Raw genomic sequence first — 24,983 nt, 5'->3', positions numbered from 1 at the left:
TATGATAGGATAAAACGATAACTAAGCGGCTGCATCCAAGGGGGAATACATATGAAGAGACCGCTCAATGGCCAGTTTGCCCGCAATGGCTTATTCGTCAAGCTTATGCTCAGCTTCCTGAGCGTCATCCTGCTGTTAGCTTCATTCAATCTGTTTTCTCATCTATATCTTAGCGGGAAGGTCTATCAGGAGGTGGTCCGGCAGAATGAGCAGAGCCTGAAGCAGACAGTGGAGGGGTACGAGAATCACTTCCGGCTGACCCAGAATATGATTCTGGCGCTGACCCAGTCCGATACGTGGACGGCCAACCTGGGCATTCTCAGCCATCTGCAGGAGAACCGGCGGTATGATATTGTCAGCGAGGTCAAGTCGGACCTGATGACGCTGTACGGGAATCCTTTTCTGCATATTGAGAATTTCATTCTGTACTTCAAGGCGGAGGACTATGTTCTTGAGAAAGAGGGGCTGAGTACCGCGGCTGACATGTTCGGCAAATATTATTACAGCGGAGAGTATCCGGCGGACTTCTGGAGCGGCCAGACCATGGACAACCAGTATCTGAAGGTCCTTCCTGCCGCTTCCTTCACAGAGACTACAATGAATTCCTCGCGTCCGCTCGGGCGGCTGATGCCGGTCATGATCAAGGCCATTCCTTATGAAGAGGTGTACGGCATTGTGATGCTGAATCCGCAGCGGCTGGAGCAGGCGTACGGGGATGCCGGGAAGAATCCCTTCTATATAATGGATGCGCAGAACCGTCTGCTCTTCTCCACCGCAGTGACGGAGCTGCCAGCTCTGGAGTATGCCGTTGCTACAAGCTCACATGAACGGATCGGGAATAACTATTATTTCTATCAAAAAGGGGCGCAGACCGGCTTCACCTACGTCCGGGTCACCGAGGTTGCCGCCATTGCGAGCGGGCTGCGCGGCATGCGGGTGCTGCTCGCCGTTCTGCTCACTGCTGCGGTGCTGGTCAGTCTTTTGTTCTCCCTCCTGTTCAGCTACCGGCTGAACCAGCCGCTCCAGCGCCTGATCGCTGCGTTCGACCGCAAATCGGGCGGCGCTCCCGGCAAGGTGAGCAGCGTTAAAGAGTTCGCCATTATCGGCGACCGCCTAAGCTCCATCCTGGAGAACAACCGCTTCATCCAGAATGATCTTGAGCATAAGAATTCACTGGTCCGCCAGTATGCTTATACCCATAAGGTAAAAAATATTCCGCTGGGCGCAAGCCTGAGCGAGCTGGAGGATACCCTGCATTCCGAACGGCCGTATGCCTCCATTCTGTTCAAGCTCAGCTTCACCCGCCCGCCGGAGGAGCCGGAGAAGCATACGCTGGCGTTATGGCAGCTGATTCAGCGCTTGTTCACCGGGGAGGAGTCCGAGAATGTCGCCTTACAGCCGGAGCAGGATCTGCTCTTGCTGCTGATCTTCGATCCCGGTCCGCAGAGCGGCGTTCTTCAGGTGCTGGGCACGCTGCAGGAGTTGTTGGCAGAGGAGCGCTCCCTCTACCTCACGATAGCGGTCAGTCCGGTATACTCCGGGGAAACCCCGTTTACTGATGCTTATCACAACCTGTCGGTCCTGCTGAAGGAACGCAGACTGAACGGGGAGACCCAGATTATTGTAGAGCCGCGGGCTTCGTCGGCCAAGGCGTTCCATCTGAAGATTACTTACGGGGAAGAGCTGCATAACCTGCTGCAGTCCGGCAGCGAGGAAGCGGTGTTCGGGTGGCTGGACCGCCAACTTGAGCAATTGCAGAATAAGGATGCCGCTGCTGAGGATTTCCGGGCTTTTGCTGCGGGGGTTGCAGAGCAGATAAGCAAAACAGTCATGAAGCTGAATCTGCCGGAGCTTGAACTGGGGCTGGTCGCGGCCCTGTCCGGTGAGCCGTACGCCGCCTTCTATTCCACGCAGCAGTATAGTGAATGGCTGCGGGAGATTGTGACTCCGGTGCTTGCGGCGGTCCGCAACGGCTCGGAGACCCGGGACCCGGTCATCAGCTTCGTGCTGGAGTATCTGGACAAGCATTATGGGGAGGATATCAATCTGAACCTTGTCGCCGACAAGCTGAATCTGACCCCCGGCTATCTGTCGAGCATCTTCAAGGAGAAGACCGGTATCAACTTCAGCGAATATCTTAACACCTTGCGTATCGAGCGGGCCAAGGCGCTGCTTATGAACATCGACCTGCGCATCCAGGACATCGCGCTTCAGGTCGGTTACCAGAATGTGAATTCCTTCATCCGTATGTTCAAGCGTGCCTCCGGCCTGACCCCGGGCGAGTACCGGAAGCGGGCTTCGGGGGATAATCAGGGGCTGGGTTCGGTGGCCGGGGAGAAATGAGGAGGGAGAAGCTCAGTCCCTGTCTTTATATGTGATTTCCGTATTACTGACAATAATGTTTCCGTTATTCCCCGTGCCTACGGCTTCTCGATCTGAAATAACCGTTGTATCCGGCGGTATAGAATTAGAAGAGCTTCCCTTCTTCTTGTTTTTTACATCATAGAGAAAGTAAGAAATATCCTTCGCCTTCGGCGCTGAATAGCCCGTGGGCGAAGGCTCCAGCGTATAGGATTTTATCACTGCAAAATTAGCGTCCCTCCAACCTGCAACCTCCACTGCCGAATCATCATTGCTGTCTTCCGTTTGAATGGAAGCAATCGGAAGCCCGTCCTTATCGTAGAAGTGGATGGCCTGCGGAGCTATTTCTAAATAATCAATATCGATATCCAGAATTCGCTTGCTTTCATTAAGGGATTGATTCATCCAGGCAATGGTCCCCGCCGGGTTCCACTTTATTTTCTCAGATGGCACATATTGATTCGTCGGCAATGCTACCCTGCGTAACGGAACGCCTTTATTATTGTAGAATGTCAATTGTCCGCTCTCATCATCATGGACAAACCGCTCTAACGTTGGAGCAAGAAAGAGAGAAGGCGCTCCACTCGTCGAATGAGGGATGACAGGATATTTTAATAGATGCACATCATCCTTGCCTGTCTTCAGATCAAAGATCCATACATTTCCAAGGTAGCTTTGCAGGAATAGCTTTTGCTCATCCGCTCTCCATTCTTGATTATAAATATAATCGTAATCAGGTGTAAGCGGCCAAAAGTCTTCGCGGAGACGTTCAATAGCTCCCGTGGCTGTATTGTAAGCGGACAAGTGGTATTGTCCTGCCTTCTCCGTCAACTCCGATTCCAGAAACAACAGACGGTCGTCATCCATTGGAAACAGCATATTGTAACTGCTCATAAATGAATTATTCCAGCGATTGTCTGATGAGTTCAATGTATCGCTCCATCTTACACGTACTTCATCCGTAGAAGGATCATGGGATATTAATGCATTGATTGCGTTATGGTCTCCGTAAAAGAGATGCACGGTATGATATTTTATCCCCTGTAATTCAACGGCCGGGCCTCCGCTTAGCGAATAGTTATTTTTCGGCAGACCTATCGGCCTGGCCACAAGATCTCCGGCAGAATTCCTCACGGCTCTGAACGTCAGATCTTCCAGGCTTGATGCTGCGAACACCTTCTTCTTCAATTCAGCCGTAGCTTCCTTAGTCAGCGTGTATCCGGTATGCGTATCTCTCATATCCATAATCATGGCTTGCTCGCTCTTCTCGTTGATCCATAGCTGAAACGCATATTTCTTCTTTGCAGACTCCATTAAGATATCGTAGCCGGCATCAGACACATTTAGAATTCCTGGTATGGGGACTGCACTTTGGATCGCGCGGACAATCACTTCTATAGATTCTTGATCTGTGTATTCCATCGAAACTTCAGAGCTCTCCGGTGTCTTGTTGAGTAATTTGGTAAACGTGATTGTCTTGACGGACTCAAATTCGTAGTTTGTGATGGTCTGTGTACTGCTGTCATCAATGGGGCTGGATACGGGATGAACAGAGTTGTTACCTTGTAGGGCTTGGTCTTCGTCATCTCTGCCGGTACAGCCCGCCAGCGCCAGAATTATAGAAATAGCTGCTGCTGGAACTAGAAGTTTTCGCTTTATCACATTGAACCCTCCCTCTTTCTTCAATAAATATAGGACGGTAGAAATGGGATATAGTTGCAGATAGAGAACCAGCCGTTTGGAATGGAGAGCATTGTTGCACCTCTTGCAGGATTTTTGTATTACATTTACTGGCTGCGGTACAATGTTGCATTATTTGCAAGAATTCCAGTGTAGAGAGCAAGTTACGCTGAACTTGTGAACTTGTTGCATTTCGTGCAAGATTTCAGCATAAACAGCCTTTATGGGACGGTATTGCTGCACTTTTTATAGGATTTCCCTAAAAATTAAAGTTGGTTCACAGTGACCGGCACCAGCACGTCAGGGTCAAGCTTGGGATCACCTATCGTTAGCAGATCCTTCAGCAAACAAGTGGATAAACGCGCCTTAATTTACCGCTATTCGGCAGATTTACCGAAGCAAGTGGAAAAACAGCATCTAATCATGCTGTTTTTCTCTCTTTTGCAAATATGAGTAATATTAAGTGCTGTTTATACAACTGCTGTTTCCCCAAGATTCATTCGTATATCAGCAAGTGTAGTAAATCCAACGGTTTGGCGCGCCCCTGTAACCATCCGCATCCTTTACCATGCACATGCGTGGTGTTCCAGACTACTTGCTATCAAGTCATATCATCCCGCAGCGCATCAATGATATTCTCCCGCTTGATGGTGCTGACCGAGTACAGCATGGTGACGAATACGATCAGGAGCACGCTGAACACGCTGATGCCGATGCTGGCCCAGGGGAAGATATAGCCGATCTGGTCCGCCCCGCCGATGAGCATGCCCCGGTAGATTAGCCAGGAGCAGGCCAGCCCGATGGGAAGCCCGAACAAGAGCGCGCGCATGCCATAGAAGGCACACTCGAAATTCATCATCCGCTGGAAATTGCGGTCGGACATCCCGATTGAGCGGAGCATCGCCAGCTCCCGGCGGCGCAGCTTGATGTTCGTAGAGATGGTGTTGAACACATTGGCAATTGCAATCAGCGAGATCATGATAATGAAGGTATAGGCGAATACGTTAATGATAAAAATCATATTGCGATTCTCATCCATCATCGCATAGGTATTGTACAACTGATATTCATCCGTAATTTGTGCGCCTTGGATGGTCTTCTCCATCTCCGCTACCGATTGTGCCGGATGCTTGGAGCGAAAGGTCAGTCCCTTCACTGCCGGCGGACTGTCCGCCGCTTCAAACTTGCCGATGAGTGAATAAGGAGCGATCACCCGGAAGAAGAACGGTTGGCTTGCGCCGGGGCTCCCAGTAACCGGGAGGGTATCCGGCGGTACGGTCTCTACGAAGGTAACCGTTACATCATCCCCTTGCCCAATCTTCATTCCTCGCTCCGACTCAGGGGCAATGGTTAGGGTAGAGGATGAACGCTTGAACAAATTACCGAACTGGTCTACCTCCTTTAGCCGTTTATCGTCGGCAGGACTCATCGATTTGGCAACGCCGATAAACTTGGCGTCCGGACCTGTATATTCCGCTGCGGACAAGCCCAGCCCTTCGAGAATCTTCAGATAAGCGCTGTCATCCAGAAACTGCAGATCGACGGGCAGTGATACCTGCTCATGCGAGCGGCCCTCTTCGCTCCAATAAGCATCCGAGAGCTCGCTTGCCCGGGCAAGTCCGGTCACTTTCATGAGTGTCTGGTAAGAGCTCTCATAGATCCCGCCTGCGGTTCTGAGCTTGTCATAGAGCGCTAGCATTTCACTGTCCTTCATAGATTGTGTGGCGAAGCCGATATCATAGGTGGTGAATGCTACTGCCTGCTCCGACATCTGCTTCATATCTGTGACGAAAGCGCTGGCCGATATATACAGCACAACGCTTAACATGAGCGACAGCACAATGCTGCGGTAGCGCTTCTTGTTTCTTTTGAAATTCTTAAGTGCAAGGGTGCCTTCGAGACCGTAGATCCGCTGTGCCCGCCCGGACGTCTTCACAGCCTTGGCTTCAACCTTGACCTCGTTTGTCTGGCGGATACTCTCCATCACGGGAGTACCTGCTGCCTTCCTGGCCGGTATATAGGCTGAGATCAGAATCGTGATCATGCTCAGCGCCGCTGCACAGGCGATGGCCGGAATGGATACCTGCAAGGTTAATGGAACATTGGTATAGAGAACATTCCCGAAGTTCCTGGATACAACCGTTAGCACGAGTCCCATGCTGCCTATTCCCAAGATAATGCCAGCCGGTATGCCAGCCGACCCAATACACAGACCTTCGAACAGCACAGAGTTACGCAGCTGCTTCGCTGTGGCTCCCACCGATGAGAGTATGCCGAACTGGCGTGTGCGCTCATTCAGGGAGATGGTGAAGGCGTTGTAGATCATGAAGATCGAACCGGTTACGATGATAAAAGCTACAATTCCCCCGACCGTGTACAGCAGAGCGGTAAGTAATCCATTGCTTGAGACGCCCATGAAGCGAAGCACATTATCGTTGTAGATATAAGCATGGCCTGCGGCGGTGCTGCTTGCGTAAGTCTTCACTTCACGCGGGTGCTTCAGGCTAAGATACAAGCTGAAGCTGTCCGCCCGTTCTGACGGATCGGGTCTGGTAATCAGGGTATAACCTGGGGCAGCGGACTCCTCAAAAGCAGGTCTGGCGTAGATTCCGGTGACTTTGTAGGTCCGCTCTGCCCGGGGCACCAAAGCTTCTGCGTTCTTCCCGGACGGGTCTCCCGCCAAATAGGCATCATGCTGGTTCAGCCGCTGGTTGCCGTTCATCCGGTCTCCGACAGCCAGTGTGAGCATATCGCCCTCTGCGAACTTGATCCCGCCATTCGCCGCCAGATGTGACGGAACCAGAATCTCACTGCTGTTATCCGGCATTCGGCCGGAGACCAGAGTGACAGGCAAGATGTCAGGGGCAGCTTCGTCTTCACTTACGCCGGCAATGAACAGATAAGGCTTATCCGGGTTCTTTCCGCCGCTAAGTGCCGCGTAGCCAATATTCTCGAAGGATGCTGCACGGGATACGGCCTGATCGTGTGCCCTTTCCTGCACGAAGGAGGAATCCACAGCCGGGAACCCGATATGCCAGCCGCCGTATTTGGCGATGGACCCCTGGATCATGTAGCTCTGCAAGGACACGGCGAAGGTGGAGACGGCAGTAATCATAGCGGTAGACAGGATGACCCCGATAATCGTTACGATAGTCCGCGTGCGGCTTTTTTTGAGGCTCTGGAGCGTAACCTTGTTGAAGATATTCATGGCCGTACCCGTTCGTCCCGCACAACCTTGCCGTCTGAGATACCGATAATGCGGTCTGCCTGGAGGGCAATATTCTCGTCATGCGTAACGATGAGCAGGGTCTGCCGGTACTTCTGATTGCTTAATTTCAGCAGGTTAATAATCTCATGTCCATTCCGGCTGTCGAGGCTGCCCGTAGGTTCATCCGCCAGCATCACCGCCGGAGCATTCATCAATGCGCGTCCGATGGATACACGCTGCTGCTGTCCGCCCGAGAGCTGATTCGGCAGATGCGTTCTCCGGTCTGTCAGTCCCAGCAGCTCAAGCAAGTCGTTCAGCCGCTCCTCGTTGACCTTGCGTTTGTCCATCAGAATTGGCAAAGTAATGTTCTCCACCACATCCAGCGTAGGAATCAGGTTGTGGAACTGGTAGATCAGCCCGACCTGCCGTCTGCGAAAAATAGCCAGCTTGTCATTGCTCTGGGCATACACATCCTGTCCGTCCAAATAGACGTTGCCGCTTGTCGGCATATCGACACCGCCGATGATGTGAAGCAAGGTCGACTTCCCGGAGCCGGAGGAGCCGATGATCGCTGTGAACTCCCCCTTCTCAATCGTCAGCGATACCTCATCCAGCGCCGTAACCCGGTTGTCTCCCTTTCCGTAGACCTTGCTCAGCTTCTCAATTCTCAAAAACTCCATGCTGCATTCTCCCTTCCCCTGATCTATCCCTATCATAGAGCCGCAAGCTTACATCTCTGTGACTTTCAGGTGATAGATCCGTCACTTAGGGAAACGAAGCCTGAAGAGCGCACCGCCCTGCGGGTGATTATGTGCGGTAACGCTTCCTCCCTGCCGGGAGATAATCCCCTTGCTAAGCGCAAGGCCGATACCGTAGCCGGTATGGTTAGGACTGCTGCCGCGATAGTACCGGTCGAACAGCCGGGGGATTTCTTCCTTGCTGAAGCCCGGGCCGTTGTCATGCACCGTAAGCTCGGTGTATAGCGGATTGTCTGTGCAGATCAGCTCTATCTTCCCGTTCTCCCCTGCACTTTCCAGGCAATTCTTGAGGATATTCCGGATCGCTTCCGGCAGCCAGGCAGAATCGCCTTGAATCACTACTCCTGAGGGGCAATCGATTCTTAAGTCTACCTTGCGCAGCTCCATCTGGATCAGGAACGGACGTACAGCGATGCGCAACAGGTCGATGACGGCGATAGGCCCGCTTTGAAATACTACAATACCCGCATCCAGGCGCGATAACTTAAGCAGGGAGGTAATCAGCCAATCCATCTGCATCAGCAGCTCCTCGGTCTCCCGTATAAAAGCTTTCCGCTCCTCTTCCGCAGGACTATTCGCAAGCAGCGTCATAATCAGGTTCACTGAGGTAAGCGGGGTGCGGAGCTGGTGGGCGATGTCAGCCAGAGAATCGGCAAGATGGCCCTTTTCCCTGATCAGCTCGCGGTTCTGCTCCCGGATGCGCTGCGTCATTTTGATAATCTCGCTATGTAAGATGGATAACTCGCCTTCTTCCGCATCCGCGATGAACAGATGGTCTGCATTATGCAGCACCCGGTCAATCTGATTGGAGATGCGTGCAAGGCTCTTGTACCGGGCCCTGGTGAACAGCAAAAATGCTGTGCCAAAGGCAACAGCACAACCAGCGGCAAGGAATCCCGCTGCCGTATGTATGGTGAACCCGATGATAACCGCAGCAGCGGACATGATAATATACAACAGGGCGAATTGCCGGATTTCTTTATTCCGCAGCATCGCTGCACCCCAGCCGGTACCCGGTCCCCCGGACGGTCAGAATGAGCTGCGGGCTTGCCGGATCACTCTCGATCTTCTCCCGCAGGCGCTTGATGTACACGGTCAGCGTGTTGTCATTAACAAATTCGCCCGCTGCGTCCCATAATTCGTCGAGCAGCCTGCTTCGCGTAATAATATTCCCGGGGTTGTTCACGAACACCAGCAGCAGACGGTATTCCAGCGCTGAGAGGTAGACCTCCTTGCCATGCCGGGTGACAACACCGCTTGCCGTATCTACATGAAGCCCGCCGATATCAAAGGCAGACCCGGTCCGTCCGCTCTTCCGCAGAGCCGTTCCAATCCTTGCAATCAATTCACGCGGGCGAAACGGCTTGGTAATATAGTCGTCCGCCCCCATGTTCAGCCCGGTAACCACACTTGCCTCATCCCCTGAGGCTGTCAGGAAGATGACCGGCATCTCCCTTGTGGCCTTAATTTCTGTGTACACCGTAAAGCCGTTCCCGTCAGGCAAAGCAATATCGATCAGCGCCAGGTCAAACGGATGTCCGCCAAGGATACCCACAGCCTCACTCCGCGTAGCGGCGTGAGTGACTGTGAACCCTTTTGAGCGGAGCAGCAGCACGAGATTTCTGGCTATGGCCTGATCATCCTCAACCAGTAATATTTGCGGCATTCTTCAGGGCCTCCATTTTAGTTAATCTGCTTCCTATTTATTGTGCAGCCTGTGCCTGCTCCGGCGCCTTATGCTTCATAATCGGCAACATCATCAGTGCGCCCAGCAGGAACAGAATTCCGGCTCCGCTGTAAATGGTACTGAGCGGAAAGGCACTCTTCAGCGCACCTGCCAGCGACATGGATACCACCATCATCCCGACGAACATCGGATTCAGCACCCCGTTGACCCGGCCGACAATCGAGCTATTAGACCATCTCAGAATCATTGTGCTGATCCCGATGTGAATGCAAGGGAACATCAGCCCGTTCAGGAACTGGATGGTGAGCGTTAGCGGAACGCTTGTTGAGAACCCGACGATGGTGGTGCATACAGCACCTGCCAGCATCCCCATGGCGAGCAGCAGCTGGGGCGGAACTTTTTTGGCGAAGGCAGCTACGATCCCTCCCCCGATCAGCATGGCTGCACCGTTGACCATAAGCATGTATTGCAGGAACTCTTCGCTCTTGCCCAGCCGCTCGGTGACGATGAACAGATTCAGTGCCTGGGCTGCGCCCACAGCAAGTCCCGCTAGTACAAACGCAAGTCCAAGCATCCGCAGCACCTGGCTCTGCCAGACATACCGGAAGCCTTCGGTGAAGTCTTTACGGAATTGTCCCTTCGCGGCAACTGTCCCGGCTTCCATATGATCCTCAGGCAGGCGAATAAGCACGAGCGCCGACAGCAGAAAAGCCACGCCCATTACTGCGATGGAGATCTCAAGGCCGAAGGTGCTGTATACGAAGGTGCCTAACATCGGTCCGAGGACCATGAAGATGGCCATCAGTGATTGGAAGAGCGCCATCCCCTGCTGCAGCTGTTCCTCAGGCACATGGAATTTAAATAACCGCATGCTTGAAGGCTGTGAGAACTGTGACAGAATAGCCGAGATGAACGCGACCAGATACACCGATTCCCAGGAACCGAAGTGAATGCTGAGCAGAACGGCGAATACCGATACCGCAGACAGGGAATCGCACCAGATCATTGTCCGCTTCGGCCGCCACCGGTCCGCAAAGGTCCCTCCAATGAAGGAAAAAACAAAGATAGGCGCAAATTCAGCAACGCTGATCAGCGAAATGGCGTAGGGATCATTGTTGGTCCTCTCCGCAACATACAGCAGAATAGCAAAATTACGCACCCAGATCCCGATCTGCAGCAGCACGCTGGATAACAGAATGGTCTGCATGAACCTGTTCCGGAACAGGCTCGGTGGACTAGCGCTTTTGTCATGCTGATTCAATCCTTTAACCCCCTATATATCTTAAATATGATCTTAAATATACTGCATCTAATGCTGCGGTATGGTTCTCCTTCCCTTCCTTATTATACGGACCCGGTCCAGAACTATAAAGATTATATTATTCGGAATACCGCACCAAAGTGAGGCTTTAGCTAAACTTCACAAAAAAACTGCGGCACCCTGTTCGGCACCGCAGCTGTAATCCGGCTATTCTGTTCTACTTCACTTGCTTCAATTGAACGGTCTTCATGTATTCCTTGAATTCTTCGGCGATTTCTTTGTACTTCGTATGGTGCAGGTAATGGGAGCCTACCATCGGGATCAATTTACCCTGTGAAGACTGCTTCACCTGCTCCTCATGCAGCGGAATCCACTGCTTGTTGTGCTCGTTATTGGATTGCGCGAACAGCAGAACCGGCAGATCCTGCGGGTATGTCAGCTTTGAGCCGTTTTTGAAATTGGAACCAAGGTGGCTAAGCTCATTCATCAGCGTTGGATTACTGCCGTGCACGGCAGAGATGTATTTCATCTGTTCTTTGGTATGCTCATCATAGTCAAGCGATTTAAACGAATCTCCGCTTAGCTTCGTTAGCAGCCGCATCACACCTGAATCTTTAGCAAACTTCATCGCTCCGAGAGGCAATTTGACATCCATCCCTGGCTGGTTAGGTACGCTGCTGTCAATCCCGACGAAGGCTTGCACTTCATCCGGATATTCCTTCACATAAGACACGGCGTAGAGTCCCGTAATGGAATGTCCCATCAGAATGTAACGCTTCAGCCCTAGCTGCTGCACCGCCTCATGAATTTCGCTGATGATATTCTCAGTTGTTCTTTCTTTATCCGTCCCATCGCTTAGACCGTAACCGAAGGGCTCAATAGTCACCACTTTGTAGGAAGGCGACAATTCATCAATCAGCGGCTTAAAGTCCAGTACAGGAGACGGGGTCCCTTGTCCCGGCAGGAGAACGATAGTTTGCTCCCCGCTGCCTTGAATCATTGCATTCATCTTTTTGCCGTCCACGTTGACGTACTGCCCGTACGATTCGATCTTCTTCTTGTCGATCCCGGTGCTGATGACATTAACGATAAAGGTGATGCCTATGAACAGCACAAGCACTCCGATAATGCCACCTACTATTTTCAACCATAATTTGCCCTTCTTACGGCTCTTCTTCCCTGGCTCCTGGTTAATGATTGTATCTGCCATGTTCATCTTCTCCTGTCCTTCTCTCTGTAGATCCGTCTTAACGGTATAGATAGAGTCTACTTGAGTAAGATGTCCTCAACATGACGGCATTATGAACGGAGTATGAACAGGCAGACGCTTTGCTGCTACAGCCCGGATAGATTTACAGCAACAGATTGCATAACATCAATAACTCTTTCTGCAGACGGTTGTCTGTAATAGAGCAGATCATAGGACCGCGGAACGAGCTGAATCAGCAGATGGAGGTCAGAACGGGAATAATCAAGCACCAGAACGTTGTGTGATTCCAGCGCACGGGTGATTCTCGAGAGCCACTCTTCCACAGGAGCGGAGTCGTCGTGAATCATGGCCACATTATACAAGCTGTTCATCTGATTGTATAAGCCTTTTACAGACCGGACCGCCAGTTCGTACCGGATAAAAGCATCCTTCCAGGGCTTGCGGCGGGCCGGGTCGAACCAATCCCCGAGAATGCTCTGAAGCTCAACCTCCAGTGTGGGATGCTTGTGCTTGAATAATTCAAGATTCGTGAACCATCCCAGGTATTTTTTCTCGTCGTAGGTGGTGGGATGATACTGGTGCAAGACTACACATTGTGTGTTTAAGATGAATTTGGCACCCTGCTGATATAAACGGTATCCGAGTTCACAATCCTCAAGTCCCCACTCGATAAAATCCTCATCAAAGCCTCCGGCTTCTTCGTAGTTGACACGGGGGACCGAGAAGTTGCAGCTATAGAGCAAAGCCCAGATGTTCTCAATATTCCCCGCGTTCTCCGAGAACCGCTGGATGACCGGCAGGCGCGGATCTCTGCGTTCCAGGATTAAGGACGAGCGGTTACTGTCTTCCACCTGGCTGAACGGCAGCCGGTTGTCCTCAGCCAGAAAGTCTCTCAGGCCCATCACGACTACAGGCTCACCGCAGAGCTGGTGCACCTTCCAATGCTGATAGATGAAGTCCCGCTCTACGACCTGATCTCCGTCCAAAAATAATAAAATGTTGCCGCCCGCCTGCGAAACGCCCAGATTTCTGGCCGCTGATCTGCACTTTGACGCATCCGGCGTTTTGTAAACGTATTTCAAGGAATAATCAAGGTCGAGCGCCGTAATCCGCTCTTGTGTTCCGTCATCTGAACCGTCGTCAACGAAAATAACCTCGAAGCATCCTTCCGGCACCTGAACCTGGCGGTTAAGCGATAGCAGGCATTCGGCCACCAGATTTTTAATATTGTACGCCAATACAAGTATGCTTATCCTCATATTTTCCCAGTCTCCTTATGGATCGTTCTCCTGTTCGATGTGTTGACCAGCCCGAAGATGGACAACGCCGCCAGCGATATAGACATACAGGCCACAAATACGGAACGGTAGCCGAACATTCCCGATATGGCTCCCGAGACCACGCCTCCTAGGGAGGAGCCGATTCTGGAGGTGTTGCTGTACAGGGTGGTTGCGGTTCCCGGCTCCTCCGGCAGCAGCTCCTGAAAATAACTGATGCCATAGCCCATAATAATGGACACCGAAAGGGCACTGAGCACCTGGGCGAAATAGAGCAGGATAATAGAATGAGCCAGAGCAAACACCAGGAAATACAGGACATTGGAGATGATACCGATGAGGATGATCGCGGTTTTGCCCATTTTTCTTGACATCACTCCTACAACAACCATCAAGGGCAGCTCGACAATCGCCGTAATGCTATAGAGCCAGCCTAGCTGCTGATAATTCCCGTGCAGCGTGGTGGAGAAGAACAGTGGCAGCACAAGGGTACTCATCGAAGAAGCAATACTCAGCAGTATGAATGTACCCAGCACGGAGGAAATCTGCGGCTGCTTAATGAATTGTCCCAGGTGTACAGGCTGCTTGTCTTCCTGAACTGCCAGGGTTACAGGCTGGCTGCGGAACAGAATGAAGGCAATCAGGCTTACGAAGATATATGTAGCGGCTACAATCAAAAAAAGGTAAAAAAAGTTATATTGATTAACCAGGACCGAACCGATCGACGGCCCGGCAATCCAGCCCAGGGAGTATAGCATTCTTAGGATATTCATCGCCAGCGGCTGATTGATGGGACTGATATTGGACCTCGAGATGGAGTCTCTGGCATAAGCAAAAACCTGCGGGAACGAAGCGAACGATATGCCGAAGAATATCGCAGACACGGCCAGCAGCACATAATAGTTGGTGAACAGGGCAAATAGCACGTAGGCGGCTGATGTCGAGATCAGGGTGAAGATAATGATTGTTTTCCTGCTGAAGCGGGTATCCGAGGCCTTGCCAAGAAACGTACTGATGAACAGGCCGAAGACCATGGTGATCGACATCAGTATGCCATACGACAAAGGAGTCATGCCCGCCTCCTGAATACAATACAGCGATAAAAAGGGGTTGGTTGCCGATACACTAAGTCCCAGCATAGTGATGGTAAAAACCAGGGCTACGAAGCTCGGCATTTTGATAATGTCTTTGAGAAAACCGGAATTCATCCTCATCGTTCTATCTCCAGTTATGATTTAATAGGTATCATTCGCTGCATATTCAAACCATTCCCGTACATTGTTGACCATGATCCCGCTCAGAATGTCCGGGGCTACCCCTTGATCTATGATATACGGCAGAACATCATGGGTCAGATGAGTCATGGACCAGTCGGGGGCAAAGGAACGCACCTCTTCCCGCTCCCACCAATCAATGGACCCGCAATAATCTTGAGAGACCAGCAACTGCTTGTGATAACCGCTCTGTATCAGCTTCAGCAGCAGGTCAGGACGCTCCTGATTGATGATCCCGACAGACAGACCAAACCGGTCTATGCCCAAATAGGCCTGCCGGTTCAACAATTGGGATAAGTAGGCCATATCACGGGTGTCCCCTGAATGCCCAATAATCACTGCCCTGGCGGAGACGCCTTCGTCTTCCAGCAGATCGAGCTGGTCCAGCCCATTCCTTGAGGCCGCATGGGTATGAGTCATAATCGGTACCCCGGTTCTCTTGTGGGCGCGGGCAGCCGCACGGATGATCTTCTCCACATCCGGCGTAACCCCCTGAACATCTGTTGCACACTTGATGAACCCGGCTTTGATCTCCGTATTCTGAATACCCACCTCAATATCTCTGATGAATAGCTCCGCGATGTAATCAATACTCTTATTACGTAACGGTTCAGGCAGGTCCCGGCAAGTATACATGCCAGTCGCTGCAATAATGGTCATCCCTGTACTCTCGGACACCTCCCTTATGAAGGTAATATCCCGGTCCTGCCCCATAACAGTCGGGTCACAGAGGGTCTGTATCCCGTCATTCCTGGCAGCCAGAACCTGCTCCTTCGCCAGCTGAAGCTCTTCAATACGGTTGTATAGATGAGGAAATTGCGTAGCGACTTCGACGGTTCTGACCCGCAGGTGCTCATGGGTCAGCGTAGGCCCAAGCTCTGAACTGTCAACGGACCCTGTTACTGAGTTTATGTTAGTCATAGGTATTATTTTCCTTTTTTATTGATTAGATACGTACTAGTTGTTTGCCCGGATTCGTGCCGCTGAACAAATTAATGAAGGCATCGACAGTGTTCTCCAGCCCCTCAGTAATGGTCTCTGGGCATTTCAGCTGCCCTTCCCTAAGCCATCTCTCCAGTTCCAGCCTGGCTTCCGTAAGACGGTCTTCATAATCGGCGATCAGAATTCCCTTGACCATCGCTCTATGAAGAAGAACAGCCGGTAAGATCCGGGAGCCTGCCTCTGATCTCACGAGATTATAGAGCGCAATTTGACCGCAGACCGCGATCCGGGCGTGATCATTGATATGACCGAATACGGCATCGGATATATCTCCCCCGACATTATCGAAGTACATATCAATCCCATGAGGACATGCCTTCATCAATTCGATGCGCAGGTTCTGCTCCAGGCGATAATTGATTGCTTCATCAAAGCCTAATGCTTCTTTCAAATAGTAAACCTTCTCATTCGAGCCGGTAATGCCAACGACATGGCAGCCATAGATTTTTTTGGCGATTTGGCCAACGGCTGCGCCGACGGCCCCTGCCCCGCTGGATACTACAAGGGTCTCGCCTTCACGGGGCTTACATACGTCGGCAAGACCGAAATAAGCGATCAGTCCAGGGGTACCCAGAATACTCAAATAGGCTGTAGCTGGCTGGATGCCCGGGTCCATCTTCAATAATTGTCCGGCCTTATGTACGCTATATTCCTGCCAGCCAAGGATGCCCCACACCCTCTCTCCTGCCTGAAGACTGGAGGACCGGCTCTCCACTACCTCGCCGATACCCGCCCCGCCAAAAATCTCCCCGAGCCGATAGGAATCCATATAGGATTTGCTGCGGCGCATCAGGCCTCGCATGTATGGGTCAACCGACAGATAGCTGCTCTTTACAAGGACCTCTCCATCTGAAAGGGCTGGAACCTCAACCGTCTCCATCCGGAAATGTTCTTGCTGCGGGATGCCCTGAGGCCGCTGGCACATTACAATTCTAGTATTTGTTAGGGAGGGCATGCCTTCATCAATTCCTTTTAATATATAATATAGTATAATATTGCATATATACTACTAAATACATATGATGATAACAGATCAGATAAGGAGGCGCTCATTATGGATTTCGATTATACCGGTAAGGTAGTTCTGATTACAGGCGGTTCGCGGGGCATCGGCCGTCAGCTTGTGCAGTCCTTTAGTGCGATGAAAGCTAAGGTGTACTATACTTATCTCTCTGCTGAACGATTCCAGCCTGTCATTGCCGGTTCAGCCGACGGTCCGCAACCGGTTGGGGTCCAGGTCGATGCGGGGTCAGACCAACAGGTTGAGGCATTTACTTCGGATGTCTGGCGGCAGCATCAGGCGGTTGATCTGCTGATTAATAATGCCGCGTTCATATGGAGAGCTGATTTCGGCAACACCACCACCGAGCTATGGAATACCTCCCTTCAGACCAATCTGATGGGTGTGGTACATCACTGTACCTCCGCACTCCCGTATATGATCCGGCAAAAATCAGGCTGCATCATCAATATATCCACAGTCTGCGCCGATCACCCGGTCCGGGGACAAGCCGCCTATTCCTCCACTAAGCAAGCCGTCAATTCCCTGACCAAATCACTCTGCCTTGAATACGGAGCCTTTGGCATCAGGGTCAACACCATCTCCCCTGGTCTGATTGTCACCGAGAAGCCGAAACAGGTCACAGAGGAAGATGTCCGCAAGATACCGTTACAACGGGTGGGCTTCGCTTCGGATGTGTGTCATGCTGCTGCTTTTCTGGGGAGCGAAGCGGCAAGCTTCATCACCGGAGCAGATCTGCCGGTTACGGGCGGCTCACACCTGAACTGAGATTACGGGTTAGAATTCCGGTTAAGGACCGGCAACGCTCCTCCCGGTGAAGCGCATCCAGCGGGACCTCCCGGAACAGAACGGAGCCTTCACAGACAAGCTCTGACTCCCTGCACATTACTCTTGCCCGCGCCTTCATGTCCCCTTCGCTGCCGGTATTCTCAAAGGTAAGCTCCACCTCAATAATATCCGGCGGCGACACCATCCGCAAAAACTTAAGCCGTTCAAAGCTTACGGGGATCAGCGAACAGCGGTAATCGCTGTTGATCCATGTGAACAACCTCGATAATTGAATGATAGACTCCGTAATCAGCGCCGCAGGCAGCACAGGCTGGTCGGGAAAGTGATCCCGAAAGATATCTTCATTCAAAGAAACATACTTCTTCCCGGAAATAGAGTCAGCCGTCAGAGCAGTGATTTCATCCATAAAAATGTATCTCATATTGTGCATGCTCCTTGGATAGCAGAGTAGATGCTCTCAGGAATGGGAGCAGGTGCTTTGGTCAATAGATTGACCGGAACCATCCGGTTCTCCGCAGTGTAACGCTTATCCTGATCCACCCGGATTTCGGTGTGGAAATCAATCCAATAATGCATAATACGCTTCACGGACGTTCGAATCTCTATGAACTCGTCATAGTAGACCGGGTGCAAAAAATCAATTTCAACTTTTTTCATCACAAAAAAAAGTTGGTATTGATCAAGAATTTCTTTGAGGGAAAGAGCGTGCGTCCGAAACCATTCGGTACAACCGGCTTCAATAAACTCACAGGCGTTACCGAAATAGACCACCCCGCCGGCGTCGGTGTTCTTGAAATAGATCCGCCGATGGATCACCGAATAGGCCTCATTGTCCAGCATCCTGCTTCCTCCCCTTTTCTCCCGTTACGACGGTAGTAAATGGTGTTTTTTGATGATAGACGAGGTTTCTCCACTCCATTTTGTTGGAGATCACAGCCCACAGCGAGCTTATGCAATATACCACAGATACGAATGAAGCGAGCACCAGCACGGCTACCCGGATAAACGACGGGCGATAATCTTTTATCTGCGAAGCGTCCCGGGATACGGCGGCCACAACAAGAGCGGCCCCTGCTATATGCAGCAACGGCCAGTACAAGAAGATGTACAGCAAGGAAGGGACATCGCCTGTTATTCTGAACCCGAGGGCAACCAGGAATAGAACCGCGCCCAATAACCGCGGCATTGTCACCAGGAAGAAGCCAAACGCCCATAACCGCTTGTAATTTACCTTCGTGTTCAGGGCCTGGCGCTTCACCCATTTCACCCAAGCGAAGCCTTGGATATCGAAATGCTCCGGTACCAGGCAATCGGGAACGTATTGGATGCGGAATCCTGCTCTCCGTACTACATCCGAAATGGTGAAGTTATCATGAAAGGCCTCTGACCAGATGGATTTCATCCCGATCTGTTCAAACACATTTTTGCGTATCCCAAAAGAAAAACCTCTGGCAAAACGGGTGACAGGAAACGTGATCATGGTGGTCGCCAGAAAATCCCAGTATCTTGCCGCCAGGGCCAACACACTCCTGCTCTTGGATACGATCCATGCGCTGCCGCTGGTGAGGCCGACTTGAGCGGACTGCAGCGGCTGTACCATCTGTTCAATCCAGGATGGCTGGGGCACGATGTCCGAGTCAATAAATACATAGACTTCCGTATCCTTGGATGCGTGCGCTATGCCGGTTAACAGATTATTCACCTTATCGCTCCGGTGACGGGAGACCTCGGAATGAGATGCCTTCACCAGATGAATCCGAGGTGATAGCGCCGCATATTGATGAACCAGCTCCTCCCCTCTTCCGTTCTCCTCCGAGGTAACCGCGAGCACTTCATAGCTCCCGGCATACTGCTGGCTGGCAAGACTCCGCAGGGTGGCTTCAAAGTTATAGTCCAGCCCGCGAAAGGGAAGCAGCACGGTAACCTTAGGATGATAAGGCGGCTTGGCGGCTATTGTCCGGCGGGAACGCTGCCTCTCCAGTATAAAATAAACAGCAAGAAATCCCGGCACCAGAAATAATGACATCATCACAATATTAAAAATCCAGATCCACACGCTTCTCCCCCCTCTTCAATCTGAGCAGGTTCATTCCGTCTTCTGCAGACAGCCTTATGTTGTTATTCAAGCTATGAGTAGAGATCACATCCTCCTGCTTCGTGATTAATCTCCCGTCAGGCACAATCAACTGTCCCTCTGCGGAAATCGTAATCCGGAAGAAAAAGCTGCGCTTCTCCTCATTGACCGATAATAGCTTGGCATAATACGTGACTTGCTCATCCTGAAAAACAGGCCTGGCAAACACAAAATTACTGAAGCTTACAATTCCCGCTCCATGCCGGTTATGGGTGACTTCACGCGCAAGCCTGCCTGCAGTCTGGAATACGGACTCAAGCAGAACATAGAATGGCACCGTCAATCCTGTATCGCATTCCGCTTCAAAGACATCCTCACGGGGCTGGAGAACCTGGCAGGACTCTGCCTCCATGGGACCTACTCTTGTAAAAGATACCAATTGCATATACCGCAAGCAGCTTCACATCCCTTACCCGCCAAAGTTAATCCAAATGTCTTCCTCCGGTCACCGGCAATTGGGTGCCTGTAATATATGAGGCATATTCACTGGCCAGGAACAGCGCTGCATGACTGACATCGTCTACGGTGCCCATTCTTCCAAGGGGAGTGCGCTCCTGAATCTTCTTCTTGACCCCGGTTTGCATCGTATTTACGACATCGGTTTCGATTAGTCCGGGCGCAATAGTGTTAACACGGATGTTATACGAACCGTATTCCAGTGCCAGTACCTTCGTTAGCGATTCAACCGCACCTTTGGTTGCTGTGTATACTGCTTGGCCCCGCCCGGGCTGCAGTGCCGAGCGGGATGAAATATTGATGATCGATCCCGATTTATTCAGGATCATATATTTGATAGCCGAAGAGCAGAAGGCAATGACAGAATTCAGGTTGGCGCTGATTCCCTCGCTCCAATCCTGCTCGCTCATTTGCAGAAACAGGCCTCTTGGAATCCAGGCAGCATTATTAACTACAACATCTATACGCTTATGATCATTCCAGACCGTATCCATAAAGCTCTCCACATCAGGCTTGGATCTCCCGTCCACTCTCAGGCCGGTGACATCTGCCCCGTATTGCTCCCTGCACTCTTGCACAACTGCTGCTGCCTGATCTTCACTGGATAAATAGGTGAAGTATACGGTCGCGTTAGCCCGTGCGAAATGTGTGACCATTCCCCGCCCAATGCCTCTGCTTCCTCCGGTAATAATGACTACTTTGCCCGAGAAATCAATCTTCACGGCCGGTCACACCCTATTCTCCGATTTCTCTAACTTGGCCGATACGAAATCTACCATATTCTCTACGGTCAGATAATTGAACAGATCATAGGGGCTGGCAAGCGCCGAGAGGTCCTCATCCGATACAGTGAAATATTGCCGTACAGAAGACACGGCATCCGGAGACAGCCGGCCGTCGCTGAACATTCCCCGGTTGGCAATCACATTGGGCAAATTCCAGAATTCCTGGCTGTCGATCTTGATGCCGAATTCCTGTTCAAGCATGAACGTTAGCTCCAGCGTCTCTGCACTTTCCAGGTTTAAATCTCTGTAAAGATAAGTGTCCGGCATGATTTGAGCCTCTGGCAGATCAAGGACATCCTGCAACAATTTTTTCACTTTGCTGTAAATGGTCTGATCCATAACGCACCTCCGCGAAGAATAGATTTATTTGTTATTGTATACATATTTTTCTATTCATAGCAATGATTTTTTTGGCGATAAAAGAGTTAAAGATAGTGTTATTTACTATTGAAATTATTTTCATAGTGAGTTATTATCGGCAAAAATGGATGTATTATCCTAGTGTTCTATCAGTCGATTTGTAGGAGGTTATGTCAATGAAGGGCGCTTTATCGGACTGCCGTGCGCTGGTTACAGGTGCATCAGGATTCGTAGGGACATGGCTCACTCAACATTTGCTTGAACAAGGTGCTGAACTAACCTCCATCCTAAGTGAGCTCAACCCGCGAAGCCCGTTTGTTAAAATGGGGCTGGACAAGGAAATCCGCTGTTATTATGGTTCAATTGCTGACTACCACCTAATTGAACGCGCTATCACGGACGAAAGAATTAACACCGTCTTTCATCTGGCTGCCGTATCCATGCAGGATTTGGCATACCAGATCCCCTGGCAGACGTTCGAGACCAACGTGAAGGGTACTTACAATCTGCTGGAGGTCTGCCGGATTCACAAGGACCAGATCTCCAAAATCATTATTGCCTCCAGTGACAAAGTCTACGGTGACAGCCCCATTCTCCCCTATGATGAAGAGATGCCCATTCAGGGCAGGAATCCTTACGACGCCTCGAAATCCTGTTCCGACCTGATCTCCCAGAGCTACAGACACAGCTTCAGCCTGCCTATTGTAGTCGGGCGCTTCGGCAATATTTACGGAGGAGGCGATCTGAACTTCCGCAGGCTTATTCCCGGGACCATACAGCGGCTATACGGCAAGCTCCGGCCTGTCATCCGAATCTCTTCAGTCGGAACCTATATGCGGGACTTCCTCTACATCAAGGATTTGGTCCAGGCATATATGGCCATGTACCATTATGAAGGACATCAGGACGGAGAGCATGTATTTAACTTCGGGACCGGCAAGCTGTGGGAGATCCAGAAGGTTACCTCACTTATTCAGCGCACAATGAATCTGGATTATATTGAACCGCAATATGAAGTTCAGAGCGGCAGGGAAATTCTGCAACAGCATCTCTCCCCTGAGCGGGCCAAGGCGATTCTTCAGTGGTCAGCAGATACTCCGCTGGAGGAAGGAATCCGGCAAACCGTAGACTGGTATGAACGATACTGGCTGCCCGAATCCCATACAGCAACGACAGGAGTTGTATAATCCTATGAAACCATCCGTTGTTATAACCGGCATGGGCTGTGTTACTCCTCTGGGCTATACGCCCGGGGAGATCTATGAAGCCATGCTTCAAGGCAAAACAGCCTATAGCGCCATTAGCCTATTCGATGCATCCGCCTGCAGCTGCTCCATCGGAGGTGAAATTCCGAATTTCAGTATCAGAGACCTGGGCATTTCCGGCTCTAACATGATGCTGAGATACAATAAGCTGCAGATGAAGGCCGCCTATCAAATGCTGAATGACTATGGACTGCTCGCAAGTCTGGAGAATAACGCTATGAATTGTGCGGTCTATGTGGCCAATCATCCGGTAAATCTGGACCCTGAGACGCTGCAGATCATTCGTTCGATCTGCAGCAGCGGCGGAGAGGGAGCCATGGATTTTTCACGGCTGGGGGATAACCTGCACCGGATTCCTCCCTTAAGCGGCGTGAAGCAACTAACCACGGTACCTTCGCACTTCATTGCCAAAACCACGGGAGCGCACGGACCCGGCAACTTGTATTGTAATAGCGATTGCGGAGGCATAACAGCCCTCCTGTCTGCGGCTAGGGCCATCGAGACCGGGCGGATAGACCAAGCCATGGTCTCCGCCTCCTTCAGTCCCTTCAGCGCCCATGAATTCAGGTGGTGGCTGGAGACCGGACTCGTCAGAAGCACGGCCGCACGGGGGAATCCTGAAAAGCTGGTCACTCCCTTCAGCCCGCAATCATCAGGCACGCTTATGAGTGAGGGCGCGGGCGCTATTTTCCTGGAAAGGGAAGAAGTTGCCCTAAGCAATGGCCGCCCTATACTTGCCAGAATCCAAGGCGGGGCCAGCCTGACCGTTCCTGGTGAGACTTACTTGGAATTGTCGGCGGCAGGCTTCACGAAGGCCCTGAATCTGGCGCTGGAGCGTGCCAAGCTTGCCCCGGGTGACATTGATCTGATGATGTGCAACGCACCGTCTGTTGCCGCTTGGGATGATGCTGAGCTTAAGGGTATCTCTGCTGTGTGGAATGGCTCAAGCGTAAGCGCTTCTGCATTGAAGGGGTATCTTGGGTATCTCGGCCCCGTATCCGGTCTGCTCGACGTGATCCTGGCGGTGCAATCGATGATCAGCCAAACTGCTGTGCCGCTGAACCATACATCTGCGCCCTCTGACAGCCGCACCAAATGGGTCCGCCCGGAGAATGCGGCCATGGATATTGAACGGACTGTCGTGAGCAGTGCAGGACCGGGCGGGGCCTACAGCGCTATCATTCTTGAGAAAGGGGACAATCACCCGCGATGAGAAGCAAAATTGTAGTAACGGGAATAAGCGCGATTACCCCTCTGGGCAACCAACTGGAATCCATAGTCACCCATCTGAAGGCGGGCCATTCAGGAATCAGGCCGATTCAGCGGTATCAGGTGGGCAGCCTGCCTGTTAAACATGCAGCTGTGATTGATGATTCGGCGCTGGACCGGGTGCAGTACCCTGTTGCCGGCAATATTATTTTCAAGCTGTTCTACTCCTGTGTGAAGGAGCTTCTGGAAACCGGCGGTCCAGGAAGGTTCTATGCTCCCGAACGCATCAGCTTAATTGTAGGCACTGACCCCAATACCTCCTCTCCTGAGGATCTCCAGTATCTGTACGCTTATGGCAATGCAGAGCAGACTCCATCAGAGCCGATGGAGCTTGAGACGCTGCTCGCTAACCAGCCCTCTTATATGTTCTATCATGCTGCCCGTGATTTTGGCATAGGAGGCCCAAGTATAGCGAATTTCGGCACTTGCGCTGCTTCCGCGCAGGCGATTGGCGACGCCATGCTTATGCTGAGATCCGGGGATGCCGATGCGGTGATCACCGGGGGAGTCTCGTCCAAGCTGGACCCGATGTCTCTGGCCCGCCTCTGCCGGCTCGGTGCGCTTGAGCCCACGAAGGATGATTGCACTGAGAATTGCTCCCCGTTTGACCTGAACAGGAACGGCTTCACAATCGGGGAAGGCTCGGTTCTATTCCTGCTCGAGCGGGAAGAGGATGCACTCCGCCGGCATGCGCCGATCTATGCGGAGATACGGGGGTATGGCAGCTCGCTGGACGGTTATTCCATCACAGACCCGCATGAGTCTTCCCTGGGAATGATCCTGTCCATGGAGCGGGCTATTGAGGATGCCGGAGTGCCGCCGGAGGCCATCACCTACATTAACGCGCATGGCACAGGGACACCCAAGAACGATAAGCATGAGACTGAAGCGATTAAGGCAGTCTTCGGTACCCTCGCCGGGCAACTGGACATCAGCTCCACCAAATCGATGCATGGCCATCTGATGACAGCCGCCGGGGCCATGGAGACTCTGGTAACGATTCTTAGCCTGGGCAGCGGGTTCATTCCGCCAACGATCAATTACAGAACCCCTGATCCCCAGTGTGACCTGAACTATACTCCGAATATATCGAAACCTGCGGACATAGAGATGGCCCTCACCAATTCATTCGGCATGGGCGGACAGAATGCGTCTCTGGTCATTGCTAAATATAAGCGGGGATGAA

22 protein-coding genes are annotated in these 24,983 nt (G+C 51.6%); 5 read left to right on the top strand and 17 right to left on the bottom strand.

Features of this window, described 5'->3' with window-relative positions:
- Nucleotides 1-51 precede the first annotated feature (51 nt).
- A complete protein-coding gene (locus MKX63_RS28760) occupies nt 52-2,343 on the top strand; it encodes an AraC family transcriptional regulator (protein ID WP_341022020.1) in 2,292 nt (763 codons plus the stop codon).
- A 12-nt stretch (nt 2,344-2,355) separates the two neighbouring features.
- Here the strand turns inward: MKX63_RS28760 and MKX63_RS28755 are convergent, their stop codons facing one another.
- The 11 genes from MKX63_RS28755 to MKX63_RS28705 form a co-directional block, all read right to left on the bottom strand.
- Nucleotides 2,356-4,023, bottom strand: a complete 1,668-nt coding sequence (locus MKX63_RS28755; protein WP_341022019.1) for a hypothetical protein — start codon at nt 4,021-4,023, stop codon at nt 2,356-2,358.
- 619 nt (nt 4,024-4,642) lie between these two features.
- Nucleotides 4,643-7,249 (bottom strand): ABC transporter permease, encoded by a 2,607-nt coding sequence (locus tag MKX63_RS28750; protein WP_341022017.1) that lies wholly within the window; start codon nt 7,247-7,249, stop codon nt 4,643-4,645.
- Nucleotides 7,246-7,929 carry an ABC transporter ATP-binding protein gene (locus MKX63_RS28745; protein WP_341022016.1) on the bottom strand — a complete coding sequence of 228 codons (684 nt, stop codon included), beginning with the start codon at nt 7,927-7,929 and terminating at the stop codon, nt 7,246-7,248. Before MKX63_RS28745 ends, MKX63_RS28750 begins: the two co-directional genes overlap by 4 nt.
- 81 nt (nt 7,930-8,010) lie before the next feature.
- Nucleotides 8,011-9,000, bottom strand: a complete 990-nt coding sequence (locus MKX63_RS28740) for a sensor histidine kinase (protein WP_341022015.1) — start codon at nt 8,998-9,000, stop codon at nt 8,011-8,013.
- Nucleotides 8,987-9,673, bottom strand: coding sequence for a response regulator transcription factor (locus MKX63_RS28735; protein ID WP_341022014.1), 687 nt, complete (start codon nt 9,671-9,673; stop codon nt 8,987-8,989). Before MKX63_RS28735 ends, MKX63_RS28740 begins: the two co-directional genes overlap by 14 nt.
- 37 nt (nt 9,674-9,710) lie before the next feature.
- Nucleotides 9,711-10,955, bottom strand: coding sequence for an MFS transporter (locus MKX63_RS28730; protein WP_341022012.1), 1,245 nt, complete (start codon nt 10,953-10,955; stop codon nt 9,711-9,713).
- A 217-nt stretch (nt 10,956-11,172) separates the two neighbouring features.
- Complete coding sequence (locus MKX63_RS28725; RefSeq protein ID WP_341022010.1) at nt 11,173-12,165, bottom strand: alpha/beta fold hydrolase; 993 nt, start codon at nt 12,163-12,165, stop codon at nt 11,173-11,175.
- A 125-nt stretch (nt 12,166-12,290) separates the two neighbouring features.
- A complete protein-coding gene (locus MKX63_RS28720; RefSeq protein ID WP_341022008.1) occupies nt 12,291-13,424 on the bottom strand; it encodes a glycosyltransferase family 2 protein in 1,134 nt (377 codons plus the stop codon).
- Nucleotides 13,421-14,656, bottom strand: coding sequence for a sugar efflux transporter (locus MKX63_RS28715; protein WP_341022006.1), 1,236 nt, complete (start codon nt 14,654-14,656; stop codon nt 13,421-13,423). Before MKX63_RS28715 ends, MKX63_RS28720 begins: the two co-directional genes overlap by 4 nt.
- A 21-nt stretch (nt 14,657-14,677) precedes the next feature.
- Entirely contained in the window at nt 14,678-15,637 is a 960-nt protein-coding gene (locus MKX63_RS28710; RefSeq protein ID WP_341022004.1) for a phosphotriesterase family protein, read from the bottom strand.
- Between the two features lie 25 nt (nt 15,638-15,662).
- Complete coding sequence (locus MKX63_RS28705) at nt 15,663-16,673, bottom strand: NADP-dependent oxidoreductase (protein WP_341022002.1); 1,011 nt, start codon at nt 16,671-16,673, stop codon at nt 15,663-15,665.
- A 99-nt stretch (nt 16,674-16,772) separates the two neighbouring features.
- On the opposite strand from MKX63_RS28705, the gene MKX63_RS28700 reads away from it, so the two are divergent.
- The gene (locus MKX63_RS28700; protein WP_341022000.1) at nt 16,773-17,507 is read left to right on the top strand and encodes an SDR family NAD(P)-dependent oxidoreductase; all 735 of its coding nucleotides are present in this window, start codon (nt 16,773-16,775) and stop codon (nt 17,505-17,507) included.
- Here MKX63_RS28700 and MKX63_RS28695 read toward each other — a convergent pair.
- The 6 genes from MKX63_RS28695 to MKX63_RS28670 form a co-directional block, all read right to left on the bottom strand.
- Nucleotides 17,482-17,949 (bottom strand): hypothetical protein, encoded by a 468-nt coding sequence (locus tag MKX63_RS28695; RefSeq protein WP_341021998.1) that lies wholly within the window; start codon nt 17,947-17,949, stop codon nt 17,482-17,484. The genes MKX63_RS28700 and MKX63_RS28695 overlap by 26 nt on opposite strands.
- On the bottom strand, nt 17,946-18,368 hold the full coding sequence (locus tag MKX63_RS28690) for an acyl-CoA thioesterase (protein ID WP_341021996.1): 423 nt from the start codon (nt 18,366-18,368) through the stop codon (nt 17,946-17,948). Before MKX63_RS28690 ends, MKX63_RS28695 begins: the two co-directional genes overlap by 4 nt.
- Nucleotides 18,355-19,584 carry a glycosyltransferase gene (locus MKX63_RS28685; RefSeq protein WP_341021994.1) on the bottom strand — a complete coding sequence of 410 codons (1,230 nt, stop codon included), beginning with the start codon at nt 19,582-19,584 and terminating at the stop codon, nt 18,355-18,357. The genes MKX63_RS28690 and MKX63_RS28685 overlap by 14 nt, the downstream gene beginning before the upstream one ends.
- The gene (locus tag MKX63_RS28680; RefSeq protein ID WP_341021992.1) at nt 19,565-20,014 is read right to left on the bottom strand and encodes a hypothetical protein; all 450 of its coding nucleotides are present in this window, start codon (nt 20,012-20,014) and stop codon (nt 19,565-19,567) included. Before MKX63_RS28680 ends, MKX63_RS28685 begins: the two co-directional genes overlap by 20 nt.
- Nucleotides 20,015-20,084: 70 nt before the next feature.
- Complete coding sequence (locus tag MKX63_RS28675; RefSeq protein ID WP_341021990.1) at nt 20,085-20,840, bottom strand: SDR family NAD(P)-dependent oxidoreductase; 756 nt, start codon at nt 20,838-20,840, stop codon at nt 20,085-20,087.
- A gap of 6 nt (nt 20,841-20,846) precedes the next feature.
- Nucleotides 20,847-21,242 (bottom strand): acyl carrier protein, encoded by a 396-nt coding sequence (locus MKX63_RS28670; RefSeq protein WP_341021988.1) that lies wholly within the window; start codon nt 21,240-21,242, stop codon nt 20,847-20,849.
- 197 nt (nt 21,243-21,439) lie between these two features.
- Between MKX63_RS28670 and MKX63_RS28665 the strand changes: the two genes are divergently transcribed.
- From MKX63_RS28665 to MKX63_RS28655, 3 genes are read left to right on the top strand one after another with little or no spacing between them, the layout of a single operon-like run.
- Complete coding sequence (locus MKX63_RS28665; RefSeq protein WP_341021986.1) at nt 21,440-22,450, top strand: NAD-dependent epimerase/dehydratase family protein; 1,011 nt, start codon at nt 21,440-21,442, stop codon at nt 22,448-22,450.
- 4 nt (nt 22,451-22,454) lie between these two features.
- The gene (locus MKX63_RS28660; protein WP_341021984.1) at nt 22,455-23,741 is read left to right on the top strand and encodes a beta-ketoacyl synthase; all 1,287 of its coding nucleotides are present in this window, start codon (nt 22,455-22,457) and stop codon (nt 23,739-23,741) included.
- On the top strand, nt 23,738-24,982 hold the full coding sequence (locus tag MKX63_RS28655) for a beta-ketoacyl-[acyl-carrier-protein] synthase family protein (protein ID WP_341021982.1): 1,245 nt from the start codon (nt 23,738-23,740) through the stop codon (nt 24,980-24,982). The genes MKX63_RS28660 and MKX63_RS28655 overlap by 4 nt, the downstream gene beginning before the upstream one ends.
- Nucleotide 24,983 lies beyond the last annotated feature (1 nt).

This window comes from Paenibacillus sp. FSL R7-0179, assembly GCF_038002265.1.
In the GTDB taxonomy this organism is placed as follows: Bacteria; Bacillota; Bacilli; order Paenibacillales; family Paenibacillaceae; genus Paenibacillus_AQ.
This window is presented reverse-complemented; position numbering and strand designations above follow the sequence as displayed.

What these genes read in the sequence shown, in the direction of transcription:
- MKX63_RS28760 (WP_341022020.1), top strand. Translation starts at nt 52, where the DNA reads ATGAAGAGACCGCTCAATGGCCAGTTTGCCCGCAATGGCTTATTCGTC.
- MKX63_RS28750 (WP_341022017.1), bottom strand. Translation starts at nt 7,249, where the DNA reads ATGAATATCTTCAACAAGGTTACGCTCCAGAGCCTCAAAAAAAGCCGC.
- MKX63_RS28745 (WP_341022016.1), bottom strand. Translation starts at nt 7,929, where the DNA reads ATGGAGTTTTTGAGAATTGAGAAGCTGAGCAAGGTCTACGGAAAGGGA.
- MKX63_RS28740 (WP_341022015.1), bottom strand. Translation starts at nt 9,000, where the DNA reads ATGCTGCGGAATAAAGAAATCCGGCAATTCGCCCTGTTGTATATTATC.
- MKX63_RS28735 (WP_341022014.1), bottom strand. Translation starts at nt 9,673, where the DNA reads ATGCCGCAAATATTACTGGTTGAGGATGATCAGGCCATAGCCAGAAAT.
- MKX63_RS28725 (WP_341022010.1), bottom strand. Translation starts at nt 12,165, where the DNA reads ATGGCAGATACAATCATTAACCAGGAGCCAGGGAAGAAGAGCCGTAAG.
- MKX63_RS28720 (WP_341022008.1), bottom strand. Translation starts at nt 13,424, where the DNA reads ATGAGGATAAGCATACTTGTATTGGCGTACAATATTAAAAATCTGGTG.
- MKX63_RS28715 (WP_341022006.1), bottom strand. Translation starts at nt 14,656, where the DNA reads ATGAGGATGAATTCCGGTTTTCTCAAAGACATTATCAAAATGCCGAGC.
- MKX63_RS28710 (WP_341022004.1), bottom strand. Translation starts at nt 15,637, where the DNA reads ATGACTAACATAAACTCAGTAACAGGGTCCGTTGACAGTTCAGAGCTT.
- MKX63_RS28705 (WP_341022002.1), bottom strand. Translation starts at nt 16,673, where the DNA reads ATGCCCTCCCTAACAAATACTAGAATTGTAATGTGCCAGCGGCCTCAG.
- MKX63_RS28700 (WP_341022000.1), top strand. Translation starts at nt 16,773, where the DNA reads ATGGATTTCGATTATACCGGTAAGGTAGTTCTGATTACAGGCGGTTCG.
- MKX63_RS28695 (WP_341021998.1), bottom strand. Translation starts at nt 17,949, where the DNA reads ATGAGATACATTTTTATGGATGAAATCACTGCTCTGACGGCTGACTCT.
- MKX63_RS28690 (WP_341021996.1), bottom strand. Translation starts at nt 18,368, where the DNA reads ATGCTGGACAATGAGGCCTATTCGGTGATCCATCGGCGGATCTATTTC.
- MKX63_RS28680 (WP_341021992.1), bottom strand. Translation starts at nt 20,014, where the DNA reads ATGGAGGCAGAGTCCTGCCAGGTTCTCCAGCCCCGTGAGGATGTCTTT.
- MKX63_RS28670 (WP_341021988.1), bottom strand. Translation starts at nt 21,242, where the DNA reads ATGGATCAGACCATTTACAGCAAAGTGAAAAAATTGTTGCAGGATGTC.
- MKX63_RS28665 (WP_341021986.1), top strand. Translation starts at nt 21,440, where the DNA reads ATGAAGGGCGCTTTATCGGACTGCCGTGCGCTGGTTACAGGTGCATCA.
- MKX63_RS28660 (WP_341021984.1), top strand. Translation starts at nt 22,455, where the DNA reads ATGAAACCATCCGTTGTTATAACCGGCATGGGCTGTGTTACTCCTCTG.
- MKX63_RS28655 (WP_341021982.1), top strand. Translation starts at nt 23,738, where the DNA reads ATGAGAAGCAAAATTGTAGTAACGGGAATAAGCGCGATTACCCCTCTG.